General features: G+C 34.3%; 22 protein-coding genes and 1 pseudogene. 4 read left to right on the forward strand and 19 right to left on the reverse strand.

Translation table 11 applies throughout. From position 1 onward, the window contains the following. Position 1 precedes the first annotated feature (1 nt). Complete coding sequence (locus tag JEOSCH030_RS08710) at positions 2–427, forward strand: GNAT family N-acetyltransferase (protein WP_185126247.1); 426 nt, start codon at positions 2–4, stop codon at positions 425–427. Between the two features lie 54 nt (positions 428–481). Here the strand turns inward: JEOSCH030_RS08710 and JEOSCH030_RS08715 are convergent, their stop codons facing one another. The 12 genes and pseudogenes from JEOSCH030_RS08715 to JEOSCH030_RS08775 all read right to left on the reverse strand — a co-directional run bounded on the left by JEOSCH030_RS08715 (position 482) and on the right by JEOSCH030_RS08775 (position 12,782). Continuing rightward, positions 482–2,638, reverse strand: a complete 2,157-nt coding sequence (locus JEOSCH030_RS08715; RefSeq protein WP_185126248.1) for a glycosyltransferase — start codon at positions 2,636–2,638, stop codon at positions 482–484. A 9-nt stretch (positions 2,639–2,647) separates the two neighbouring features. Continuing rightward, complete coding sequence (locus tag JEOSCH030_RS08720; protein WP_185126249.1) at positions 2,648–2,857, reverse strand: hypothetical protein; 210 nt, start codon at positions 2,855–2,857, stop codon at positions 2,648–2,650. A gap of 10 nt (positions 2,858–2,867) precedes the next feature. Continuing rightward, entirely contained in the window at positions 2,868–3,776 is a 909-nt protein-coding gene (locus JEOSCH030_RS08725) for an ABC transporter ATP-binding protein (protein WP_185126250.1), read from the reverse strand. 21 nt (positions 3,777–3,797) lie between these two features. Next, positions 3,798–5,882, reverse strand: a complete 2,085-nt coding sequence (locus JEOSCH030_RS08730) for a hypothetical protein (RefSeq protein ID WP_185126251.1) — start codon at positions 5,880–5,882, stop codon at positions 3,798–3,800. After that, positions 5,882–6,505 (reverse strand): hypothetical protein, encoded by a 624-nt coding sequence (locus JEOSCH030_RS08735; protein ID WP_185126252.1) that lies wholly within the window; start codon positions 6,503–6,505, stop codon positions 5,882–5,884. Before JEOSCH030_RS08735 ends, JEOSCH030_RS08730 begins: the two co-directional genes overlap by 1 nt. Beyond that, entirely contained in the window at positions 6,495–6,869 is a 375-nt protein-coding gene (locus JEOSCH030_RS08740) for a hypothetical protein (RefSeq protein WP_185126253.1), read from the reverse strand. Before JEOSCH030_RS08740 ends, JEOSCH030_RS08735 begins: the two co-directional genes overlap by 11 nt. Further along, positions 6,856–8,007: a glycosyltransferase family 4 protein gene (locus tag JEOSCH030_RS08745; protein ID WP_185126254.1), complete on the reverse strand. Its 1,152-nt coding sequence runs from the start codon at positions 8,005–8,007 to the stop codon at positions 6,856–6,858. The genes JEOSCH030_RS08740 and JEOSCH030_RS08745 overlap by 14 nt, the downstream gene beginning before the upstream one ends. 11 nt (positions 8,008–8,018) lie before the next feature. After that, positions 8,019–8,828, reverse strand: a complete 810-nt coding sequence (locus JEOSCH030_RS08750) for an ABC transporter permease (protein ID WP_185126255.1) — start codon at positions 8,826–8,828, stop codon at positions 8,019–8,021. 151 nt (positions 8,829–8,979) lie between these two features. Further along, positions 8,980–9,935, reverse strand: a pseudogene (locus JEOSCH030_RS08755) (acyltransferase family protein). A 32-nt stretch (positions 9,936–9,967) separates the two neighbouring features. Continuing rightward, complete coding sequence (locus JEOSCH030_RS08765) at positions 9,968–10,777, reverse strand: hypothetical protein (RefSeq protein ID WP_185126258.1); 810 nt, start codon at positions 10,775–10,777, stop codon at positions 9,968–9,970. Next, entirely contained in the window at positions 10,774–12,291 is a 1,518-nt protein-coding gene (locus JEOSCH030_RS08770) for a hypothetical protein (protein WP_185126259.1), read from the reverse strand. The genes JEOSCH030_RS08765 and JEOSCH030_RS08770 overlap by 4 nt, the downstream gene beginning before the upstream one ends. A 2-nt stretch (positions 12,292–12,293) precedes the next feature. Continuing rightward, positions 12,294–12,782, reverse strand: a complete 489-nt coding sequence (locus tag JEOSCH030_RS08775; protein WP_185126260.1) for a competence protein ComK — start codon at positions 12,780–12,782, stop codon at positions 12,294–12,296. Between the two features lie 214 nt (positions 12,783–12,996). Between JEOSCH030_RS08775 and JEOSCH030_RS08780 the strand changes: the two genes are divergently transcribed. The 3 genes from JEOSCH030_RS08780 to JEOSCH030_RS08790 all read left to right on the forward strand — a co-directional run bounded on the left by JEOSCH030_RS08780 (position 12,997) and on the right by JEOSCH030_RS08790 (position 14,952). Next, positions 12,997–13,473, forward strand: coding sequence for a sigma-70 family RNA polymerase sigma factor (locus tag JEOSCH030_RS08780; RefSeq protein ID WP_185126261.1), 477 nt, complete (start codon positions 12,997–12,999; stop codon positions 13,471–13,473). A 72-nt stretch (positions 13,474–13,545) separates the two neighbouring features. After that, the gene (locus JEOSCH030_RS08785) at positions 13,546–13,758 is read left to right on the forward strand and encodes a DUF2187 family protein (RefSeq protein WP_185126262.1); all 213 of its coding nucleotides are present in this window, start codon (positions 13,546–13,548) and stop codon (positions 13,756–13,758) included. Positions 13,759–13,872: 114 nt separating this feature from the next. Next, positions 13,873–14,952 (forward strand): LCP family protein, encoded by a 1,080-nt coding sequence (locus JEOSCH030_RS08790; RefSeq protein ID WP_185126263.1) that lies wholly within the window; start codon positions 13,873–13,875, stop codon positions 14,950–14,952. Positions 14,953–14,998: 46 nt separating this feature from the next. Here the strand turns inward: JEOSCH030_RS08790 and JEOSCH030_RS08795 are convergent, their stop codons facing one another. The 7 genes from JEOSCH030_RS08795 to JEOSCH030_RS08825 form a co-directional block, all read right to left on the reverse strand. Then, complete coding sequence (locus tag JEOSCH030_RS08795; RefSeq protein WP_185126264.1) at positions 14,999–15,856, reverse strand: bifunctional UDP-sugar hydrolase/5'-nucleotidase; 858 nt, start codon at positions 15,854–15,856, stop codon at positions 14,999–15,001. A gap of 19 nt (positions 15,857–15,875) precedes the next feature. After that, the gene (locus JEOSCH030_RS08800; RefSeq protein ID WP_235962263.1) at positions 15,876–17,225 is read right to left on the reverse strand and encodes a TrkH family potassium uptake protein; all 1,350 of its coding nucleotides are present in this window, start codon (positions 17,223–17,225) and stop codon (positions 15,876–15,878) included. 102 nt (positions 17,226–17,327) lie between these two features. Next, complete coding sequence (locus tag JEOSCH030_RS08805) at positions 17,328–18,743, reverse strand: S1C family serine protease (RefSeq protein ID WP_235962264.1); 1,416 nt, start codon at positions 18,741–18,743, stop codon at positions 17,328–17,330. Positions 18,744–18,814: 71 nt separating this feature from the next. Further along, positions 18,815–19,597: a TerC family protein gene (locus tag JEOSCH030_RS08810; RefSeq protein ID WP_185126266.1), complete on the reverse strand. Its 783-nt coding sequence runs from the start codon at positions 19,595–19,597 to the stop codon at positions 18,815–18,817. Between the two features lie 251 nt (positions 19,598–19,848). Then, positions 19,849–21,405 carry a peptide chain release factor 3 gene (locus JEOSCH030_RS08815; RefSeq protein ID WP_185126267.1) on the reverse strand — a complete coding sequence of 519 codons (1,557 nt, stop codon included), beginning with the start codon at positions 21,403–21,405 and terminating at the stop codon, positions 19,849–19,851. Positions 21,406–21,415: 10 nt separating this feature from the next. Beyond that, on the reverse strand, positions 21,416–21,682 hold the full coding sequence (locus JEOSCH030_RS08820) for a YueH family protein (protein ID WP_328794809.1): 267 nt from the start codon (positions 21,680–21,682) through the stop codon (positions 21,416–21,418). Next, a complete protein-coding gene (locus tag JEOSCH030_RS08825; RefSeq protein WP_185126269.1) occupies positions 21,630–23,123 on the reverse strand; it encodes a UDP-N-acetylmuramoyl-L-alanyl-D-glutamate--2,6-diaminopimelate ligase in 1,494 nt (497 codons plus the stop codon). Before JEOSCH030_RS08825 ends, JEOSCH030_RS08820 begins: the two co-directional genes overlap by 53 nt. Positions 23,124–23,151: the final 28 nt, after the last annotated feature.

Genomic DNA, 23,151 nt, shown 5'->3' on the forward strand with positions numbered 1-23,151 from the left:
TATGGAAATGAAAATATCAGATGATCCTAAGTTTTACAATCAATGCTTAGAAGTCAGAAAAGAAGTATTTGTAGAAGAGCAGAATGTCCCGCTTGAAATAGAAGTCGATGAATATGAAAAAGAAGCGGTAAATATTTTACTGACCTTAGACGATCGTCCACTAGGTACTGTTAGATATAGAGATATTGGTGACGGTGTCGCAAAAGTGGAACGTATGGCTGTTAGAAAGATTGCTAGAGGCATGCATCTAGGTCAAGCTCTGATGAATTTTGTACACATTCACGCAAGGGACAATGGCTATAAAAGAACTAAACTTGGCGCACAAGTTCACGCCTTAAAGTTTTATGAAAAACTGGGTTATGAAGTAACATCAGATGAATTCGATGATGCTGGAATCCCACATAAATACATGGAAAAAGAACTATAAAATAACACCCTGGATATAAGTTGAGATGCGTCTCACTTATTCCAGGGTGTTTTATCATACATTTTTCATCAATGTCTTTAATACTTCATTTATTTCATCTTCATTTCCAAGTTCACTTTTAAGTTTGATGACTTCCTCATTTAAAGAAAGCTCGTTTAGTGGACTTCCATCCTCGTAGAGTGCCCAAATTTGAGTGCCAGATGCCTTGTAGTCACTATATTTAGATGGCAAATATGGATTCTTATCTTTATAAGCTTTAGTGTTCGCATCGCTCAATATTAAACAATCAAATTCTTTGGCAGCATTAAGAAACTCGAAATATTTCAAATACGACTCTACAAACACTATATCTGATAATCCTTCCGTAATCACTTGGCTTCTAACCTTGGACGTATCATTAGTAAAAATATAAAGCCTAGCATCAAAGTTTAACTCTTTGATTCCTTTAGCAATCCGTATGATATCTGTTGCACTTCTTGTTTCATAGAAATTACCAAAGTAGCCGATATTAAACACTTGATGATTTAAGTTTACATAGTTTTTTTCAATATTATAATAATATTCATCTAGTGATGGATGACTTGAAATAGTCGCTTTTTCTCTAACCATATTTTTAAAATCTTCATCAAAACGATCCAGCATAGTCTCAGCTTGATTATTATTAGTAAAGATGATTTCATCTGCAAAGACAAATGGCAGTACTTCACACATATTATATAGGTTAGTATCAAAGTATTTGCTATAGGCATCAGGTGCCTTTTTCTTCAACTTCTCTACTTCCTTTATGGTAAAATATGAACCTTTTCTTTCCTGATTTTTAATATCATACAATATAGGGTCAGAGAACTCCGCATGCCAAGTCACATTACTTGCTTCTTCTTTCATGTAAAAGGCCGCCATATGAGAACCTGGCCAAAGCGCTCTAGAGTATATTTTCTTATACTTCGTTAAATCCGTTCTTTTTAGAGCTTTTTCTACAAAGGCTTGTATATGGACTGCGCTAGAGAAAGAAGACGGTGTGTGAATCATATGTCTCGTATCAATGTATGGGTCCGCTATAATTTCTAATGATGGATCCATCGCTCTTACAGCAGTCATATCATTGTGCACAACATCTACCGGTTCTTTGTTTTGATTGATTCTCTTTGCCATAACAATGCCACTTGTGTCCACAAATGGTGGGAAACAGTAACTCACATACAGTGTTTCAGCTAAGTCTTTATTCACTTGTTGATAAGGATAAAACTCATCTTGTTTTAGGCGAATCAAATCAATGACCTTACTATAATCTTCAATATGCTCCACTAAATATTTGTTGATAAACAAAGCTTGAGAACGCATTCTATCAATTAATAAATTGCGCACATCTAAATCATCTTCATATCTCAAAAGATTTTGCATATCATCAATAACGTGGATTCGATCTAAGACATTGAACTGAAAAGATACTTTGGTTCTTGATAAAGTCCCTTGCCCTTTATAACGAAAATAAATAGCAGTCTCTTGATTGATTTTAATAATAGGCTTAAAAACAGTCACTATCTCTGCATACAAGGCGACATCTTCTCCATTATTCAAATGCTCATTGAACTGGCTATGAAGAAGAAAGTTTGTCGGTATAACCTTAGCACCGTTTAAAGATAAGTTTTTTCCTACATCAAAATAATGATTTGGGTATTGATTATTTTTATTCAGTTCCTTATTGATCACATTATTCCCATGATCATCTCTATTATCAACAATTTCATGAAGTTGATTTAAGAGAATGGTAAATGGCTCAGCCTCTTCTAAAGAATGCTTTAAGTAATCCTCAGATAGAGTGTCATCTACATCTAAGAAGCTTATATAGGCGTATTTAGCGTTATTAATTCCAACATTTCTCGCTCTACCTACACCGCGTTCTGAATATAAAATCTGATATACAAACTCTTTATTTAAAGTTTCTAATAAAGATTCGCTTTCTTTATAATCACCATTAAATATAAAAATCACTTCATAATAACGTTGGTCTAAGGACTGTTTATTAAGTGAATTGACCAGTGTTTTAATAAAATCTTCCCCACGATGAACTGGGATGATTAGACTGATACCATGAGGTTTATCTGATGCTTGTAGAATAGATTCTTCTTCAGCCACCGCTTCATCTTTTAAAATTGCTCGTTTAATTTGCTTAATCTCTTTTAAACGTTCTCTAATTTTTAAATTAGACATGCTCATACACTACTTTCTGACAAACTTTTTCATTTTTAGTCCTACTTTTATAGGTAAGAAATTTTGATATTTCTTCAATTGACGATTGAGCCTGTCATTTTCGTTTTTTAATACTGATATTTGTCTATCTATATTTTTTAGTTCATTCAATGCACGTTCTTCTTTTTCTAATGAATCTAAAGCAATTTTTTTTAGTTCTTCATAAGTTAAATTATTCATTTTAAGCACCCTATAGATATTGAATTGCTTGCAAGTATCCCATAATCACTATAATAACTGAAAAGATTGACAGAAGCACTCCATTACCAATGCCAAAAGTCGTATCTTTTTCTTCCTTTGGTGCTTGATTTGTTCTTTGTCCTTCTATCATTGCTTTTTTATAACGCAGTTGTACATGTTTAGGTTTGATATTGTAACCTCTCACAAATCTTGCATATAGGCCAACAACTGGAATACAGTCGCCATATTCTTTTAATTCTCCAAAATGTATCCAAGCTGCCTTATTACACATCTTTTGGATTTGAGGAATCGAGTGACTGACAAAGAAAATTGTTTTCCCCTCTTCTCTAAAACTCTTCATCTTATCAATACATTTGTTAGCGAATGTGTCATCACCAACTGATAGAGCTTCATCAACAATGAGAACATCAGGATCTGTATGTACCGCTATTGCAAACCCTAACCTTGACATCATACCACTTGAATATGATTTAATCGGTTGATCTAAGAAGTCCTCTAGTTCAGAAAATTGAACGATATCATCATAACGTTCCTCAATTTGCTTTTCACTTAAACCGTGCATTAAACACTTCATATGAATGTTCTCTTTACCAGTCAATTCAAAGTTTAAACCTGCTGAAATCGCAATTAAAGAAGGTCTACCTTCAACGTATACCTCACCTGAAGAAGGAGAAGTTACACCACCCAAAATATTCGATAAGGTTGATTTACCAGAACCATTAAGTCCAACGATTCCAACTGAATCTCCCGGTTCTACTTCAAAACTCACATTTTTAAGCGCCTGATAATATTCCTGGTCTTTATTTCTAAAAGGCAGTAGAAAATTCCATAATTTTTTCTTATTACTCGTTGTACTAAACACCTTAGATACATTTTCCACTTTTACTTTATATGACATTTTTTCACATCCATCTTAATGCTATTGAACACACTGTATATTCTTGACACTATAAAGTGGTTTGTTCAGATCACTTGCCATTTCTTTCATTTTTTCAGCATATAACTGATAGTCAATTTGTCTAGTTATATATAGGTTTTTATCTTGTGTTAAGTCTAAAATGCTATTCTCTTCGGTCAGTGCCCAGATCTTAGAACCACTGCCACGGTAATCACTTAACTTAGAAGGCACATATGGATTGTATGGCTTAATTCCAGCAGTTGTTGCATCAAAGATTAACAGAATATCCATTACTGTTGTTAAGTTTAAAAATTCAAAATAAGGTGCATACTGATTCATTACAATATATTCCTTAAAGGCACTGTTTTGATAAAATTTCATCGTCTTTTTATTCAGATTGGTAAACACATGAATTTTAAAGTTATTAATGTTTGCCTCATATAGATATTTAGCGACTAATTCTATCTGTCTAAAGCCTCTAGTATCATAGAAGTTACCAAAATAAGCGATGTTGATTTCATCCTCTTTTACTCTGTAAAAAGAATTGACCAAATGATATTGTTCACTTGGTAGAGTTGGGTGTTGACTAATAACGGCTTTACTTTTAACTAGCTCACAAATTTCTTCATCGAATCGTCTGAGCATATAATCCAATTGGTTTTGATTGGTAAAAATTAATTCATCAGCGTAGATGAACGGCAGAACCTCACAAATATTAAAGACATTGTCATCGATCAGATGATGATACTTTTGATCTACAAAGTCTTTTAAACCTTCAATATAATCCTCTTCCTCAATAGGTGCATATCTTACATCTGATGATACATCTGTATAAAGAGGATCAGAAAACTCTGCCACCCATTTTAAATTCTTATTTAACTTTTTAAGTTCAAAAGCCGCAAAATGTGATTGGGGAAACATAACTCTTGAATATATTTCTTCATATTTATTTTTATACATTTTATATGACTTAATTACGCCATCAATATAATCTTCAATACTTTGCCAACTACTGAATGCTTGGGCACCTTCAAGGACAATTTGTGAATCAAGCAGATGATTCATTATATTTAAGAGCTTGTGATCCATATTTCTAATTCTAGACATGTCATTGGAGATGACATCAACCACTTGACCACTTTCAAAAATACGTTTAGCCATTACGTTACCACTTGTATCGTTAAAAGGTGGGAAGCAATATGCAAGTACTAATTTTCTCGCATCTCCTTTATTTAAAGAAGAGTAGTAGATATTATTGACGCCATATGTCTTCATCAAATCAATTAACTCTTCTTTCGATATTTGTCCTTGATCAATAAAGGTTTTGAGTTGTGAAGTGAATAGTTTGTTAAAATATTGTAGTACCTCAGTCACTTTTTGATCGTATCGTTTCGATATCTTTTCATCGATATATTTAATTATGTTTAAGACTTCATTTAAAGTTGTGGGTAAACCTCTATCTAGTTGTCCACAAACAGTCAGTGGTCTACCAATTTTTACATGTCCATCTAAGTTTGTGACCGCCATTAAATTAGACATCCAAATATTTATTCTAAAAGAAAAAGACTGGTTAAATTTATGATGAAAGATTAATTTGCTAGGTATCACACACACAGCTTCTCTAACAAACTTCTCTACAGAATTCGCATCAAATTGTGTCTCGTTAATTGTTACATCTTTAAAGTATTGCTTGTAAATCTGACCATCAATACTTTTGTTGTCACTAACTTTAGCTAGGTAGATAACGTTATCTTCATAAAGCATTTCATCATCTATTTGAAGCGATAAACAATCATCTAGAAGTAAGACATGTGAATACTTGATATATAATTTGGCATCCTCTATTTCGCCTTGTAAAACATAGATTTTTTCGTTTTCTTTCTTAGAAAGTTCAGTGTAAGTGTCAGAGTCACTTGTACATAAGATCAGCTCGATATTTTTAGCCGTTTCTAACTGTTTTATATTACTCGCTACATTATCATTAAAATAATCTACTTTTTGAATTATTGTTAATCCTTCAGGGCGATTTTGTGTAAGTGAGGAAATAACATTATTTATATAGTCAGAATTAGCATCTACAATATTAATTTTATTAACTAACTCCATTAGTACCCTCTTTTCTTATTCCAATATGCAACTTGAAGTTTACCAAGCTTAGAATCTCTTAATTGTTCTAATCTCTTTAATGATTGTTTGTATTTTTCCATCAATTCTAAATAACGATTTTCAAGGTCATCATCATTTTGACTCATGCCACCTTGACGTAGAAGCTGGTTTTCTCTTTCCAACATAGTCACCGTTTCATTTTTCTTATCTTGCTCTCTTAAGAGACTTTCGACGATTTCTAATTCATAGGATTGTTTTTGTACAATTACATTCCGATTCAAACGTTGATACTTTTCATAAACATCAACATTACTTTCAGCGTAGCTTAGTAAATAAGTATTATCTCTGTAGTCAATATCTTGAATATCTTTTTGCTGTTTTAAAAATTCAATATTTATTTGTGTATGACTTAATTTAAATGTCAGTTCACTTTTATCATTGATCATTTCTAAGACATTTATAACATCTGGAACACTTAAAAGGCTTAAATCAACATACTTTTTCTGCTTATATTTCCATAAATTTTCTATGAGTGAAGTGGCATCAAGTAAACTACTTAAAACTAAAGTGACAGACTGAGTCTCCTCTTTGTCATTTAATTCAACGAGATAACTACTCATCACCAGTCACCTTCTTATAATTGACCGATTTATTGTCATAAACTCGAGCATTTGTCTTCTCTTCTTTGGCGTAAGCTCGAATCGTATAGCGTCCTGAAGGGATGTCAAAGTTGAAAGTATTTGATTTACCATAACCCGTTTTAATCGTTTCTATTTTCCCTTTTCTATCAATTAAATCTATTGCATACTCCATCTTATCTCCCGTTGCATCGATAATGACATTGAGCGTATTTTCTTTTTCAATAAAAATCTTATTTAATCTAAGTTTAGGAGAGGCATTATTTACAAGTTCACTTGTTTCTCTCATTATATTTTCAATATGTGCCTCTAAATCGTGATACGCTTTTTCCCAATCAACTCCAGCCATTGACAATCACCTCAATTTCTTTGTTTATCACAGTTTCTAAACCTGCCTGTTCTTGTATAGAAACTGAAGCATTCTTACTCATTTTTTTAAATTGCTTAGGATTTTTATATAAATAATCAATATTATCGACCATTTCTTTCACATCATCTCTCTTAGCTAGCATTCCCGTTTTCTTGTGTTCAATAAATTCAGGAATACCTCCAATTGCATTGGTCACTGGAACAAGTCCACTACTCATAGCTTCGCCTAAAGAGACACCTTGTGAGTCATGTCTAGATGGGCCTAAAAATATGCCATGTTCAGCATGAATCTTAGGGATTTCATCCTGTTGAACGAATCCTTTATGCAAATGAACGTTATCAAACTGCTGTAGTGAATTAGTAATCACATTGAAGAGCTTTCCATCACCGTATATATTAAATTCTAATTTTTTGAAGTATCGCTTCTTGCTTAACTGTTTGATTACATCTGCAGTTATATCGTTGGCATAGTTACGTGCTGTAAAGGGACGAATACTACAAATTTTTAAGCGGTCGTGTCGATCTTTTTTCTGATAAGTAAAAAGTTCCCCATCAATAATATTGTGAATAATCGTGAATTTTTCAGGTACAACACCCACATATGGATCGACATACAGTTCTTTAAATCTTTTTGATACATAGACAAATTTTATATTTAAATCGTCCCTGGTCATCAATTCTTTTAAAAATTCTCTTTGAGGCTCAAAAACCGAATCTTTTCTTTCTAGTGCTGAATCTAACTGACTGATATTTTCTAAAAAGTTATAATATCGACGATGCCATGCTTCTGCTTCAAAACCATGTAACCATACGACAATATTCGGTCTTTCTTCTTTAGATAACGCATCAATGCCATGAAACATTTTAGGGTTAACAAAGTGCATCATCACTGTTTGATAGGCATTTTGTTTTAAATATGATGCAATTTGATATTCATCCATGTACTTAATATGTACACCATCGTAAAATTTATCTTTTATTACCCGAGTTGTTAAAACGACAACATCTACTTTTAGACCTTTATCTTGATAGGCTTTAACCCTCCTATGTAAGAAGCTATTTGAGTAGAGATTATCCAAAGTCGGATATGCGTTACTGATCAATAAATATTTTTCCATGTGTTACCACCTTATAAGTAATCAATTAGTTTGTAACGGAATTTAACGTGTAAATAACTACCAATCAATAATAGTGCTGCTGCTATGGCCCAGAAGTATATATGCTGCTCCATACTTCCGTATAGGAAACCATCACCATATATAAGTGCATTTCTAAAATTCATCACTAAATAGGCAAATGGGTTCAAATCAGAAATCATCTGTAATAAACCACCCCGTTCACCGGGTTGCCAGAAAATTGGTGTTAGGAAAAAGCCCATGCGAATGATATTTTGTAATATATTTCTAAAGTCCCTAACCAAAATAATCAAGGTGCTCATTATTAGATTTATAGCAAAAATTAAGATAAAAGATGCGACGACAAAGTATATTAGTGAAAGGTAATATACAGGATTGACGTAGCTATTGAATACAGAAATTACGATCAAGATTAAAGTCATAAATGATAAATTAATCAAGCTGTTCATGAAAGAGATAGATAATAGTACACTTGATGGAAATCTCATCTTTGTTACTAAACCGAGCTGTGCATAAATTGCATTGGAGCCACCATTAATGGCCTGAGAAATAAATAACCAAGGGAATAGACCTGAAATTAAATAGACAATAAAAGGTATACCGGCCTCTGGTGCTGTCGCACCTCTTAGTCCTAAGCCAAAAATGAGATAGTAAATTGCAGCCTGCATGAGTGGCTGCAGGATATTCCAAAACAAACCTAAATAATGGTTTGAGTACTCACTTTTTAAATTGTAAATAGATAACTTCCAAACTAACTCTCTGTTTTGAAACTGTTCTTTTAGCAATGAAAATACATGGTTCATATTTGACCCTCTTATACTTTATGTTTTAGGAAACTACATTCTATTAATTATAATAAATTCGTTATAACATGTCATTTAAAAACAAGACGATATAAACTAAAAGGGCTTGACTGCCTTTGTTTTTTTGGCAATCAAGCACTCCTTCTCGTTTTTATTTGGCACTTAAAAATAATAGCCGAGTCGTCTTCGTCAGACTAAATAAATAGCCGAATATCACTGGAATCAGTACCCCAAAGGCTGTAAATTCAAATACAGTTACGTCATAACCCAGTACATTTCTAAAGAATATATTCACAGGTAAATGCAGGTACATAATGACAATTGAATATCTGCCGATAACTTTGAGTATTTCTTTAATTGGGAACTTAGTAATAAAATTACTGATATAAATGATTGGCATGAAAAACAATAATGGAATGATTAAATCTAGCATAACATTATTATAGCTACTCATTTTTAAGTTTAAGTAAAAATTCAAATAACCTGTCTCATTTAGATATATTGTAATGATAATAAGTAACAATGAAACCAAAGTTACAATTAAAGAATCATAATATTTCTTTATTAACGGTTTTAAATAATAACCTAAAGAATAATAAGTTAGTGCAATCATGACCACATTTGCATTCCACGGCCAGTCAAAAGCAATGATATAAGACCAGTGTCCAAGGACGAAAAGTAAGCCGATTACTACAATCTGTATGCCGCGATTAAACATGGAAATAATACCAAACAATAGTTGGGTCAGTAGTAAGACCGTAATAAACCAGAAGATTCCATATGGGCCTTGAAGGGAACTTCCTCCGTATATTAAACTAATCAAATGCTCTTTAAACATTGATAAATTATCAAAGTTAAATATTAAAAATATCGCTATACCATAAATAAAGTATGGCAACATCATGCGATAGGTTTTTCCCAGGCAAAATTTAAATAATTTTTAGGCAGGAGTTCCTTAAATAGAATACCAGATAAGAAGAAAAATAAAGGCATTCTAAACCATCCTAAATAGATATCTAAAAAGTCATGTCCAGCATGTCCAAGTACAACCAAAGTAATGCTGATTGCTTTTGCAATATCTATCCATTCAATTCTTTTCTTTTTCACGTAATCACCAATCTGTCAGCCTTTAATTTCATTTATTGTTGTTTAACTATTCTCTCTAGTTGGTCTAAATTCACAAAACCTATTGAATTTTTTTGATTGAGCTGTACGTAAGAAGGCAATTTACCATTTGCTTCTAACGCCGTCTTAGTTCTTGTGAATCTACCAATGACCACCATTACCCTATGAACTAATGTTGATAATTCATCCAAAATACCTTGATTCAATTTAGATACCTCTAAGTGAATAATAGGATTTTTACGATCTTTTGATGGATACATAATTGTTCTAATCCATTTTAACTCACTTTTACTTAACTCATCTTTTGTCTTTAATTCTAAGATTAAAAATGGGAAACGGTCTTCATCTTTAAAGGCATTTTGATATTGTAATTTAAAATGATAAAATTCAAAACCATGTTCTTCATAGCGTACTAGGTACTGCTGTTTTTCTTGTTGAATATAAAAAACAGTGCCATACACTTTTTCTGGATCAATTTCTTCATCTTTAAATTTGTCGATGACATTCACGAGCTGTGAATAATCTAGCAGCAATTGACCTGCTTTCCTACCTTCTTCTGGCAGTTTTTGGGTGAGCGTAAGCTCAACCCTATCTGATTTTATTATCACTTTCTCTTTACCATGGAAAAGAGTGTTTATTTTTAAGTGATGCATTTCTACATATGTATAACCCATAGTATTCAACTGAGGTAAATATGAATCAAAAATCAATCTTTTTTCAAGTAGCTTTCCTAAAAGAAAAGAGACTGTGGATTCTTCAGGCACATCTAACTTTATAATCGATATACCTAGGTCGTAATCCTTTACTTTTACTTTTAATCTCAAAGTGCTCGCTCCTTCTCCATATCTAATATTGCTTTTAATATATCGACTCTCAAAGTAACTAAGTCAAGATCCTCATACATAGATTGTACTTTAATCGCTTTCAGTTGAGAACTTTTTGATGGAATTTTATCAGTTATAAATTTCGTAAAGGTAATGGCAAAGTCTTCTTTTACATTGGTAGCTTGATAAGGAACATAAAAATCAGTCACGTTATTATTGTAAAAACCTTCGAGCTGTACTTTTGATTTATGACTATTATCATACCAATTTTGATCATAATGATGCCAAAACCTATTTTGAAAGATTTCAATATTTGTTCCTGTTTTTAAACAAGATAAATCTGTGGTCTCACAAGCACTTGTAAAATCCTCAATTGTCAAGGAATATATATGTGCAAATTCATGTATTAAATTTCTATATTGAGATACTTTATCGATGTTATCTCTGACATCTATAGCTAAAACAGTGCCTTCTCTTTTTATAGACACATAAGCTGAAGTATTCCCTTCCCCATCTGAAAACAGCCGATAAGTATCAATATCTTCTAAATACTCATGGGGAAAAATTTCATAAAATGTTGTCCATAAGTTTTCATATTCTTGACTGTCAAACGGCATTTCTTGTAACTCTTTTTTGTTAGCCAGTTGCCCATCGACGAGATCATAATCAGTGAAAGTAGTCCGCGTCCGGTTTTCAAAGAATATATGCTGCTCTTCTCCAAAATTGACATACTGCTCAATTTCTTCTAAGTAGCTATCCCCGACTTCTTGGCACTCCTTTACCGTTGAACATTCTTCATGATCTATTTCTTTATCCCAATCTATAGACACATGAAAGTCTGGTTTATCTTGATTAATTTCATCTAATATTTTAAAGCTTCCATAGGCGAGTATAAATAGTAAAAGTCCGAAACAGACTAAATATGTAATAGCACGTAATCCTTTAGATAAATGACTTGCTGGGATTTTTCTATTTTTTATTTTTTCTTTACCGACAATATTTAAAGATTGGAGGATGGATAATATTTCATCTTGGTATGCTTTATAAGTCGGCAAACCATCTTGACTCATGAGATAAATTTCGTCATCTCTTAAGGCTCTAGGTGAAAATTCAGACATAGAAAAAACTAAAAATGGAATCTGTTTATTTACAGCAATATTTTTAATCAATCTAAAGTCTCGTTCATTAATATCTGTCGTTAAGATAATAAAGTCTATGTCATTTAAATATGTCGCATCACTCATAAAAGTTTCTAAGATATTGGAACCTACTGTAAAATGGTCATGGTTAATCTCACCGTAATCTAAATCAACATTACGTGCTTTAACCGTAACGCCATTCTTTCTGAGCTCTTTTTTTAATGTTTTAGACTGCTGATGATTAGTATCCGAAAAGTTACTGTGTAAATAGACTGTATCTTCACTATATTCTGCGATGACCTTAGCGAGGACATGGCCACCGTCTAAAGAATTGTTCTCTCTTACATAAATGCCTCCAGCGACCAAAATCCTCATCATCAGCCCTCCTTATTTTTAAAGTAATTAGACATCACAGTCTTATGTTTTATAGTGCGATCTAAAATTTGTAAGGTATTGTCATACTGCTTAAGTGCCTTTTTAAAATCATAATCTACTATTACTTCTATCCCCGATATAAAACGTATAAGTAATTTCCCGTCCTTTTGGATAAATTCTAAAAACTGACTGAGATTCACCCAAAAGATATCTTGATGTTTAGATGAATTTAAAGGGAATAATACAAAATGATATTTTTCATCGATAACAATGGGCTGCATTTTATGTATCTTATGTACCAGTTTAACATGTTTACGCTTTGTTTTAAGATCACTTGAATAGAAGTGGATCAATGTATTATCAATCCATTTTTCAGAAGTATATGGACTCTTAATCACTTGATCTCGGTAGACTGTTTGTGACAAAAAATCTGAACTGTGTAATGGCTCAATATAAAGAAGTTGTGGTGTTAAATCAGGTACCGTTAACATATCTTCACCTCATGTTCAAATTGATTAACCGTCATAATTATAACCTAAGTTAAAGTTATTTAACATTACTAAACAAAATAATTAACAAAGATGCATTTAATTTGGTTTTAGCTTGTTATTTTATAACTTGATCAAATTGTTTATCTTTTTCAATCTTTTATATTACAAGTATCCGGAAAATACTTTAAAAGAATCGATTCGGTTAGGATAAACAATGCTAAACCAGAAAATTAAATCATATGAAGCAATGATACAAAGTATTATCACTAGCTTGAACATTAGATACGATCAAGATGACTATATGCAAATTGGCAGAATTGCAGTTCTAGAAAGCTTGAATAAGTATGACAAAGACTTAACTAAAGCAACTGAAGCACAGTTTATCTACACTAAAATCAAGCAGAGACTGATCGATCATATTAGACAAACTTCCCGCTATCAATCTCGCTATCATCTCTATGAAGACACTCACTTTGACCTGTTAAGTACTTCTGATGATTATACTAGTCTTGACTTTCATGATTATAATTTAAATGCTAGAGAAGGTATATGGCTCAGTCATGCCTTGGCAGGTTACTCTCTTCAACACACTGCAAAAGAGCTAGGTGTTAGTTTATCAACTTGTAAAAACATTCGTAAATCGGCCAGAGAAAAATTACGTATTTTATATAAAAGGGATATAAGAAATTGAATTTCGTTTAAGTTTTCCCCAATGTATGGTATAATGTCAGACATTATCGCTAAGTATTGTGGAGGAATTGACATGGACGCTAAAAAGAAAGATAAAGAAGAGTTAGATGTAAAAGTAGGTAACATTGTAAAGTTCGACGACATGATTGGTAAAGTTGAAAAAATCAACGACAACTCAGTCATCGTAGACATTACTATTAATGAGCATTTTGATGAACACGAAATGTTCGAAAAAACAGTCGTAAATCATAAAAGATATGAAATTATTGATGATAAAACTGAATAAGTAAACAGATTACGAATGGTTTTGCCATTCGTTTTTTATTGCTTCCATTGACATTGTTAGGCCATAAATATATATTTACATTAAAGTTGAAAATCTCATAAAGTGGGTTTGTATATGAAAAAAATTCTTTGGACTATCTTTATTATCTTAGCCGTGATCCTCATTGCGGCCCTGGTTTATATTCTTTACCTGTTTAACATTTTTAACAGCGGTTTTTCAGGATCATATGAAGAAATTGATCGAGATCGTTCTGAACTTCGTGTTGACGATGTTGATGCCTCAAACGACAGCTTTACAGTATTAATCCTCGGTATCGATGCTGATGCTGAAAGAACACAAGATGGTCAGATCAATGCTGATAATTTCCGTTCGGATAGTATGATTTTAGCAACATTTGACCGCGAGAATGACGATGTCAAAATGGTAAATATCCCACGTGATACACTAGCCTACATTGGCTCCGTTAATTATTTTGATAAGATCAACCATGCCCATGCCTTCGGTGGACCCGTTGGTTCTATGGAAGCTGTTGAATCCTTACTCAATGTTCCAGTCGACTATTTTGTCAGAGTAGACATGAACGCAGTCGTTGAAATTGTTGATGCGATTGGTGGCGTTGACTTTGAAGTGCCTTATGAAATGAATGGTTTACAACCAGGCATGCAGCACTTAGACGGTGAACAAGCACTAGCAGTTATCCGTAATAGAAGCATCGACTCTGATTTAGGTCGTGGCGTTAGACAGATGGAACTCATTGAAGCAGTGATTAAACAAGCACAATCACTCAGCACACTGTCGCAAGTTGATGATTTAATTAAGATCTTTACTAGTAATACTAGCCATAACTTTGCAACATCAGACATACGTTCACTCGCTTCTCATTATTTATTTAACGATGTTACTTTTGAATCGACTCAGTTACAAGGAACAGGCTTTACTAGTGAGTCAAATGGAATCTATTATGCTTGGCCAGATGAAGAGCACCTATTTGCTTTATCGAACTCAATTAGAGAAATCTTAGCTCTTGATCCATCGACTGCCAATGACTTGATTAGTATTAGACTGTCAGATCAAATACAGCCAGTTACAGAAGTCAGTACTGACCTTCTAGAAAATTACGAATTGGAAAATCCACCAGCTTATACTGAAGAAGGTGCGACTAACCAATATGGAGACGGCTTTGGAATTGAATAATAAGAACAAAGTAAGACAGCCTGGAAAAATCTTTCCAGGCTGTCTTTTATATATACCGATGAACTAAGTCCAGATATTCGATATCTTCTCTTAAATTGGCAAACTCTTTATCTCTAATTGCAACGCTATGTCCTAGATACTCAAAAGTATTGACTCTAGTTTTAAATCTTAAATCAAGTTCCATGATACGACCATTGTGCACATGATGATATAAAGGTACTGCCTCACCATGAACTCGAGTTGTAGAAAACTGAGAGGTTTGTTTAGAATAATCTGTTTCAACTTCGCTTGCTGTGATTAAAATCCCTACCCCTTCCATGCTTTTTTTCAATTCTTCAATATGCTGATCATCGAGGTAATTGGAAACAAACACTATAACATAGTCTGGATTTTCAAGGCTGTGTACATAACGTAGCCATTTTTTGACAGAGGTCACTAGGTTCACCATAGAAATTTGTTTTGTTTTTTCTTCTTTATATCCCCCATAAGCCCCAAGAACTGCAATTCTCATCTTACCAGCATTAAACATGCGATAAGGTTGGCCAAAATAAGGTTCATTGGTTAATTTCTGTACAATATTAGTGCTAATCCATGGGAAATAAGTCGCTCTCATTGCTGTTTTTGTATGTTCAAAGTATTCCATATCCCTATCATTTAAAGTTGCAAAACGGTATCTCAAAAAATTCATGCTCATCACATTGGCATTTTGAGGACCCTTGTGGCTTTCAGGACCTCCAATTGTGCCACCCAAATCACAAAAAATCGGACGTTTACCAATTTCTGATTTTGGCATATTATTCATGGCACTTGAAATTCTTGAAAAGGTCACACCATCCATCTTTCCCAATCGATCATTCATATATTGAGTGATATAGAGTTTGATGTTAAAAAATTCAGCTACCAAGACCGGTCACCTCCACTTGTTATCCAACCATTAATCTTTCTTCTGGATACTTAAATGTTAATTCTTTTTTCTTACCTGAGATAGAAAGAAGGAAAGAAACAAATCCTATTCTACCGATAAACATAAAGACAATAATGATGATTTTACTCACACTGGAAAGCTCTTCAGTTATACCTGTTGAGATTCCAACTGTCCCAAAGGCTGAACATACTTCAAAGATAATTTGTGTCACGGTAAATTTATCACCATCTATTACAAGTATACTCAGCATACCAAAGAATACTAAGCCCATAGCAAGCACAAACACTGCAAAGGCTCTTTCTATATCCAACTTAGATATACGTTTACTGAAGACGTTTATATGGGCTCGGCTTCTTGCAAAAGTAATCATAAATAAAATTAAGATTGCAAAGGTTGTCGTTCTTATCCCCCCGCCAGCACTGGAAGGAGAAGCACCTATAAACATAAGCATGCTCATAATAAGATGAGTGGCTTCTTGTAGCTGATCTACAAAGACTACTGTAATCCCACCACTTCTAGTTGTCGTAGACATAAACATACTCGTTGTGAGCGAATATAAAAGTCCTTCATTCTTAAACAACTTACCATACTCTAAAACAAAGATAAATATTGTCCCGAGTACGAGTAAAGCGGCATGAGTAACGACAGTCACCTTAGTAAATAAAGAAAAACGAAAGCTTCGTTTTCTACGATTAAAGAACTCTTTGACCTCTATTAAAACAGGGTAGCCAATCGCACCTAATATAATCTGACACATGACTGGAATTTGAACGATTAGATTGCCTGCTTGATGGGTTAAAGAATTGTTGTATAAATCTAAGCCACCATTTGTAGTCGATGAAACAGATAAAAAAGTACCATGTAAAACAGAGTAGCCTAAGTCTCCTGTAGCGAAATAAAAATATGATATATAAATCAAGGCTCCAATAATTTCAACAATGATTAACAAGAAAAATATATCCATAACCAGACGTACTGCACCAGACATTTTGTACTGGGCATTGTCGGTTATAATTTGTCTCCGTTCTCTAACACCAATTTTACGACCAAGCAATACCCATACCAGAGTACCTACAGCCATAATTCCAATGCCACCTAGGTTCATTAAAAACATAATGAGTATATAACCAGATAGGTTGAAAGTTTCAACTAAAGTCACTGTACTTAAGCCTGTGACCGATAAGGCAGACGCCGCCAAAAACACTGTATCAATCAACGAAATTGTTCCATCACTATAAAATATAGGAAGAGAAAGTAAAATCGTTGCCAATATCAAAGCTAGTAAGTAGTAAAGGAGGATTGCACGTTGTGGGCTCATCTCTCCAAGTTTTCGACGTAATTCTTTCACACGTCTATCCCCAATCATCTTGAATTAAAATATTACACCCACATTATACATCATTTATAAAAAAATCGCCGAAACCTTTAAAAAAAGATTTCGGCTTAAATATTATTCTAAAGTTGCAGTGACACTCTCGGCTTGACCATCTCGATAAAATTCAATCGTGAGTTCATCACCAGATTCTTTCTCATAATATAGGTGTTGTCTTAACTCAACCATACTATTAATTTCTTCACCATCAAGTTTTGTAATGACATCCAGTTCTTGTAATCCAGCTGCTTCTGCTGGTGAACCTGATTGAACACTTGTAACAATAACCCCACCTTTAATATCTTCAGGTAAGTTTAATTGGTCATAGACTGATGAAGATGCGACATTTAAGAGATCCTGTAGAGTGATACCTAGGAACGGTCTAGTCACCTCTCCATTTTCTTCAAGTTGACTTGTAACTTCTTTGACTTCATTCACTGGAATTGCAAAGCCAATTCCCTCTACAGAAGCTATACCAACCTTCATAGAGTTAATCCCAATCAAGCGACCGTTACTGTCGATCAATGCACCACCTGAGTTACCAGGGTTAATTGCAGCATCGGTTTGTAAGACAGTTGCTTCCCAGTCGTTCGAACCATCACCGTCAAGGTCAACTGGTACAGAACGATCTAAACCAGAAATGATACCTTGAGACACGGAGCCTGAGAATATTTCCCCAAGAGGAGAACCGATTGCAATAGCGGGTTCACCGACTAGTAAATCGTTGCTATCTCCAAATTCTATCGTCGTCTCTACAACATCTGCAGGGATACTTAAAACAGCAAGATCAGTCCAAATGTCTGAACCAACAAGTTCTGCATCTACTGAGTCTCCACTTTCAAGATTGATTTTTAACTCTTCTGCTCCATCGACGACATGATGGTTAGTGACAACATAAGCACGGTCACCTTCCACTTTATAGATCACACCAGAACCAGAACCTGCTTCTTCAGCTTCATCTGACTCGGTTGACATTCCTGGAATAAGTGACTCCATTCTCTGCATATTAATGACAGACACCACTGCAGGTTTTGCCTTTTGTACTGCCGCTGTTGTATCGGTAATGGTCTTACCTTCATTATCTTCTTCTAATTGACCTTTAATCTCAGACACATCTTGATTTGAATCAACTTCAGTTGATTCCTCGTTTTCATTTGTCTGTACTTCTTCATCATCAGTCACTAGTAGATAAATACCTAAGACCAGTAAGGCACCGATAATTCCTGCTAAGAGAGGAAGTAGGAAGCTTTTTAGACCGCCTCCGGATTTAGTTGGCTTATTCTTCTTATCTTCAGTTTTAACTGCATCATCTGAATCAGATAAGTGTGCTTCATTATCATATTCATCTTGCGGGTATTCTTCTTTTGACGCTCGACTTCTAGAAAATTCATAAGGATCTACTTTTTCTTCGGGACTTTTTTCTTTATCAGAAAAATTTCGAGCCGTACGTCTGTATTTTTCACGGTCGATAGGATGTTTTCTTCCTTCACTCATATACATCACTCCATCTTAACTCTTTAACAATCATTATAAAACCTTTTAAAATGACTTGCCAACGTTAACCTTTAGGAGTTGGATTCTGTAACATTTTTGTCTTTTTTAGAACCGCCAAACCAACCAACGAGTACAATGATTAACATGACTGCCCAGAAGATGACCTTCCATGTGGTTGAATGAGGGAATGACTCTGGAATAATACCAAGTGCCTCATGGGATAGTGTTAAAACCGTTAGTTTTACACCTACCCATCCAACAATGACGAAAGCTGCGACTTCAAGGGATGGTCGTTTTGCCAACAACTCAACGAAGTAATTAGCAAAGAATCTCATAATAATTACACCGATCAAACCACCGACAAGCATCACTAGATACTGACCAATGTTAACCCCAAAGAAATCTCCTCCAACTGCTGGTAATGCTAAGGCAATTGCTGCTGCTGCTAAAATTGAGTCTACAGCAAAAGCTATATCAGCCACTTCAACTTTTAGGACTGTCATCCAGAAACCAGATTCTTTCTTATTTTTTGGTGTTTCAGTCGTCTCATCATCAGATGAATTTCTATGTTTTCTTAATTCGATTAAATGACTAATAGATACATAGAATAGATAAAGCGCACCAAGTCCTTGCACCCACCACCATTGTACTAACCAAACAAGTAATAATATTGCAATCACACGGAAAACAAATGCACCTAATAAACCGTAAAATAAAGCTTTTTTACGGCTTTTAGGCTCTAGATGACGTACCATTACTGCTAAAACAACAGCATTATCTGCTGCAAGTAAACCTTCAAGACCAATTAAGACAATTAAAACCCAAGCATATTCTAAAATAATAGCCGTATCCATATTCTTCCTCCTCAAGTTTATTAACTGTACAAACACAAAAAGAGACCTTAGCAAACAGCCCAACATAAGTTGGTCAATTCTGCTAAGGTCTCACGATACAATAGTCTATTGCTCAGCACACCGGGATTTCTCCGTAATGACGACATACTGATAGTTTCCTATTCGTTACTCCCCTTATAAAGGTGAATATTATGCGTTTGTCAATTCTTATTAAATATATGTTATTCCTTGTAATTTGTAAAGCATTATTTTTATAAGAGACTATATAATTTTATTTCTGGATATTTTTCTCCAAACCAGCGCATAGCAAACTCATTTTCAAAAAGAAATACCTGATTATCAAAGCGGTCATAAACTAAATTTGCTCTTGGAGAGTTCATTGAGTCTTTAATATCCGCTTCATTTTCTACCCAACGAGCAATCTTTTTACCAATGGGTTCCATAACAACATCTGTATTATATTCATTTTTCATACGATGTTCGAACACTTCAAATTGTAACTGTCCAACAGCTCCCAATATTGGCTGATTGGTGTGCATGGATTTATAATATTGGATTGCACCTTCTTGTACCAGTTGTTCAATCCCTTTATAGAAGTGCTTTTGTTTCATCACGTTTTTGGCAGATACCTTCATAAATAATTCTGGTGTAAATTGTGGAAGATCAACGAAGTCTCGTTTCTTACCATTAAAAATAGTATCGCCAATTTGATAATTCCCCGTATCATATAAACCAATGATATCTCCTGCATAAGCTTCATCAACAGTTTCTTTATCATCAGCCATAAACATAGTCGCACGACTAATTTTAGATTTTTTACCTGTCCGTGCTAGAACACCGTCCATTCCTCGGCTAAACTTACCAGATACTATGCGTAGGAAAGCCAGGCGGTCTCTATGTTTTGGATCCATGTTCGCTTGAATTTTAAAGATAAAACCAGAGAAATCCTCGTCTGTCGGTTCGACAATTTCGCCTTCTTCAGTTTCTCTTCCAGAAGGGGATGGTGCGAAATCTACATAGGTGTCTAAAAACTCTTCAATACCAAAAGTAGATAAAGCTGAACCAAAGAATACAGGCGTTAAATCTCCGCGAGAAATTTTTTCTCTATCAAATTCATCTCCAGCTTCCTCTACTAGCATGAATTCTTCTAGGGATTCCTGGTACGACGCATCCTGTTCAATTGGATGTCTTTCTTCTAGTTCTAAATCTTCGTTTAACTGCAGCTCAGCATCTTCTTTATAAGGATTAATCGTTTTATTTCGGCGATTAATAATACCAAAGAAGCTTGGACCCATACCAATTGGCCAGGTCATAGGATAAGTTTCTATCTCTAGGGTACTTTCAATTTCTTCAAGCAATTCGAATGGTTCTTTACCAACACGGTCTAACTTGTTAATGAAAGTAAAGATAGGAATACCTCTCATTTTACAAACCTTGAATAGTTTGAGTGTCTGTGGCTCAATTCCTTTAGCAGCATCAATTACCATGACAGCGGAGTCAACAGCCATCAAGGTTCTATAAGTATCCTCAGAGAAGTCTTCGTGTCCTGGTGTATCTAAAATATTGATTTTGTAACCATCAAAATCAAACTGCATGACAGAACTCGTGACACTAATCCCACGCTCTTGTTCAACTTTCATCCAGTCACTGGTTGCAAATTTACCAGTTTTTTTCCCTTTAACAGTTCCCGCTTCACGGATGGCACCACCAAACAGTAATAACTTCTCTGTTAAGGTCGTCTTCCCCGCATCCGGATGGGAAATGATTGCAAAGGTCTTTCTTTTTTCTATTTCACTTTTTATATCCATAATTATCTCCTCAAATTTCACGGATTGCTGAACAAATAATTGAAGAAGCGGCCTCACTCTCGTCCTGGTCCATAAATGCGAACAAATACATGACCACTTCTTCAAACAATTCCTCTTCAGTGACTTCTTGATTTACTTTCATCGAGAAAGTTATGTCAGGAATACTAATGATATAGCTGTTATCGTAATCCATAATATACACCGTTGAAAGTGTATTGTTAATTTTAAGAGAGGCCGTTTTCATATTCATCGCCTCTATATTTTCTATACGCTGCATCTAGTGCGATTAAGTCATCTCTATGTGGTATTTTGACATAATTTTCGACAATTTGATAAGGCTCTCTACCCTTACACGCTAAGATAATCGTGTCACCTTTTTCTGCTATCTCTACCGCATGATTAATTCCTTCTTCACGGTCTGTAAATGAAATGTAATTATTATGATTCGCACCCTTTTCAAGCAATTCTACTAGCATTTGAGGGTCATCGTTGGCAGGATTATCAGGAGTAAATATTGCATAGTCCGCCATGGTTGCTATTTCTCCCATTTCTTTAGCTTTAGTATAATCTCTTTCGCCTGTCATTCCTACTAAGCAAATTAGCTTCCCTTTAGCAAAAGGTCTCACCGTATCTACTACTTTTCTAAGAGCGTCAGGAGTGTGTGCAAAATCAATAATAATATTGATTGGTAAATCAGGATCAAGCACTTCCAAACGACCTTCAACAGGTTTCATATCGGGTATTGCATCGATAATTCTATCAAATTCATATCCTTGTAACCATTCAGAAATAATGGCACACATTAGGTTTTGTATGTTGTATTCACCGACAAATGGAGAGTCCACTTTAAACGAGCCTTCTGGTGTATTCAAAGTAAATTTAAAGCCTTCTAAGCTTCCTTCAATCTCAGTCGGATAAAAATCTGCACTGTCATCCATACCATAAGTAATCACTTCATATGGTGTCATATCCTGATATATTTTAGACCAAGGATCATCATTGTTCAAGACGACATATTTATGTTTTTTAACATCCTGACCAAGTTGAGAGAACAAGAGACCTTTAACATAACCATATTCATCCATCGTATTATGAAAATCGAGATGGTCTTGGCTTAAGTTGGTAAATATCGCAATATCAAAGTTGATTCCAAAAGTACGTCCTAGTTTTAGACCGTGCGAAGAAACTTCCATTGTAAAGACTTCTGTCTCTTGCTCATTTGCTTCTTTTAAACGCTTATGAAGTGTTGTCGTCTCTGGCGTTGTATTGGCAGAGGCCGTATGCACGTCATTAATCATAAATCCGTTGGTTCCTAAATAGGCACTTTTCTTACCGAGTGCTAGGCTTAAATTATGCACCATAGTAGAGACAGTTGTTTTTCCATTTGTCCCCGTCACACCAATCATCGTCTGTGTTTCATGAGGGAAATCATAAATATATTCCGAAAATAGTGCTGCTGTTTTTGCAGGATCATTGACGACTAAAAGGCCAATCTCTTCACTGAGATTAACATAGCGATCTGACACTATAAAACGGCAGCCCCTATCAATCGCATCTTGAATATATTTGAATCCATCTGTTCTATGTCCCTTCAAAACTACAAATACGGAGTTTTCGCTGACCAATTTGGAGTTCGTGGATATATCACTCACTTTTTCAGGAAATTTTCCATAGGTTTTCTTAATTTTTATAAGAGATAGAAGCATATTACTTTTCATAGTGCTTACCACCTTTCAACTTAAATAA

The organism is Jeotgalicoccus meleagridis (assembly GCF_903994045.1).
GTDB lineage: Bacteria > Bacillota > Bacilli > Staphylococcales > Salinicoccaceae > Jeotgalicoccus > Jeotgalicoccus meleagridis.

Excerpts from the sequence above, each read along its gene's own strand:
- JEOSCH030_RS08710 (WP_185126247.1), top strand. The coding sequence starts at position 2 with ATGGAAATGAAAATATCAGATGATCCTAAGTTTTACAATCAATGCTTA.
- JEOSCH030_RS08715 (WP_185126248.1), bottom strand. The coding sequence starts at position 2,638 with ATGTCTAATTTAAAAATTAGAGAACGTTTAAAAGAGATTAAGCAAATT.
- JEOSCH030_RS08720 (WP_185126249.1), bottom strand. The coding sequence starts at position 2,857 with ATGAATAATTTAACTTATGAAGAACTAAAAAAAATTGCTTTAGATTCA.
- JEOSCH030_RS08725 (WP_185126250.1), bottom strand. The coding sequence starts at position 3,776 with ATGTCATATAAAGTAAAAGTGGAAAATGTATCTAAGGTGTTTAGTACA.
- JEOSCH030_RS08730 (WP_185126251.1), bottom strand. The coding sequence starts at position 5,882 with ATGGAGTTAGTTAATAAAATTAATATTGTAGATGCTAATTCTGACTAT.
- JEOSCH030_RS08740 (WP_185126253.1), bottom strand. The coding sequence starts at position 6,869 with ATGGCTGGAGTTGATTGGGAAAAAGCGTATCACGATTTAGAGGCACAT.
- JEOSCH030_RS08745 (WP_185126254.1), bottom strand. The coding sequence starts at position 8,007 with ATGGAAAAATATTTATTGATCAGTAACGCATATCCGACTTTGGATAAT.
- JEOSCH030_RS08750 (WP_185126255.1), bottom strand. The coding sequence starts at position 8,828 with ATGAACCATGTATTTTCATTGCTAAAAGAACAGTTTCAAAACAGAGAG.
- JEOSCH030_RS08770 (WP_185126259.1), bottom strand. The coding sequence starts at position 12,291 with ATGAGGATTTTGGTCGCTGGAGGCATTTATGTAAGAGAGAACAATTCT.
- JEOSCH030_RS08775 (WP_185126260.1), bottom strand. The coding sequence starts at position 12,782 with ATGTTAACGGTACCTGATTTAACACCACAACTTCTTTATATTGAGCCA.
- JEOSCH030_RS08780 (WP_185126261.1), top strand. The coding sequence starts at position 12,997 with ATGCTAAACCAGAAAATTAAATCATATGAAGCAATGATACAAAGTATT.
- JEOSCH030_RS08785 (WP_185126262.1), top strand. The coding sequence starts at position 13,546 with ATGGACGCTAAAAAGAAAGATAAAGAAGAGTTAGATGTAAAAGTAGGT.
- JEOSCH030_RS08790 (WP_185126263.1), top strand. The coding sequence starts at position 13,873 with ATGAAAAAAATTCTTTGGACTATCTTTATTATCTTAGCCGTGATCCTC.
- JEOSCH030_RS08805 (WP_235962264.1), bottom strand. The coding sequence starts at position 18,743 with ATGAGTGAAGGAAGAAAACATCCTATCGACCGTGAAAAATACAGACGT.
- JEOSCH030_RS08810 (WP_185126266.1), bottom strand. The coding sequence starts at position 19,597 with ATGGATACGGCTATTATTTTAGAATATGCTTGGGTTTTAATTGTCTTA.
- JEOSCH030_RS08815 (WP_185126267.1), bottom strand. The coding sequence starts at position 21,405 with ATGGATATAAAAAGTGAAATAGAAAAAAGAAAGACCTTTGCAATCATT.
- JEOSCH030_RS08820 (WP_328794809.1), bottom strand. The coding sequence starts at position 21,682 with ATGCAGCGTATAGAAAATATAGAGGCGATGAATATGAAAACGGCCTCT.
- JEOSCH030_RS08825 (WP_185126269.1), bottom strand. The coding sequence starts at position 23,123 with ATGAAAAGTAATATGCTTCTATCTCTTATAAAAATTAAGAAAACCTAT.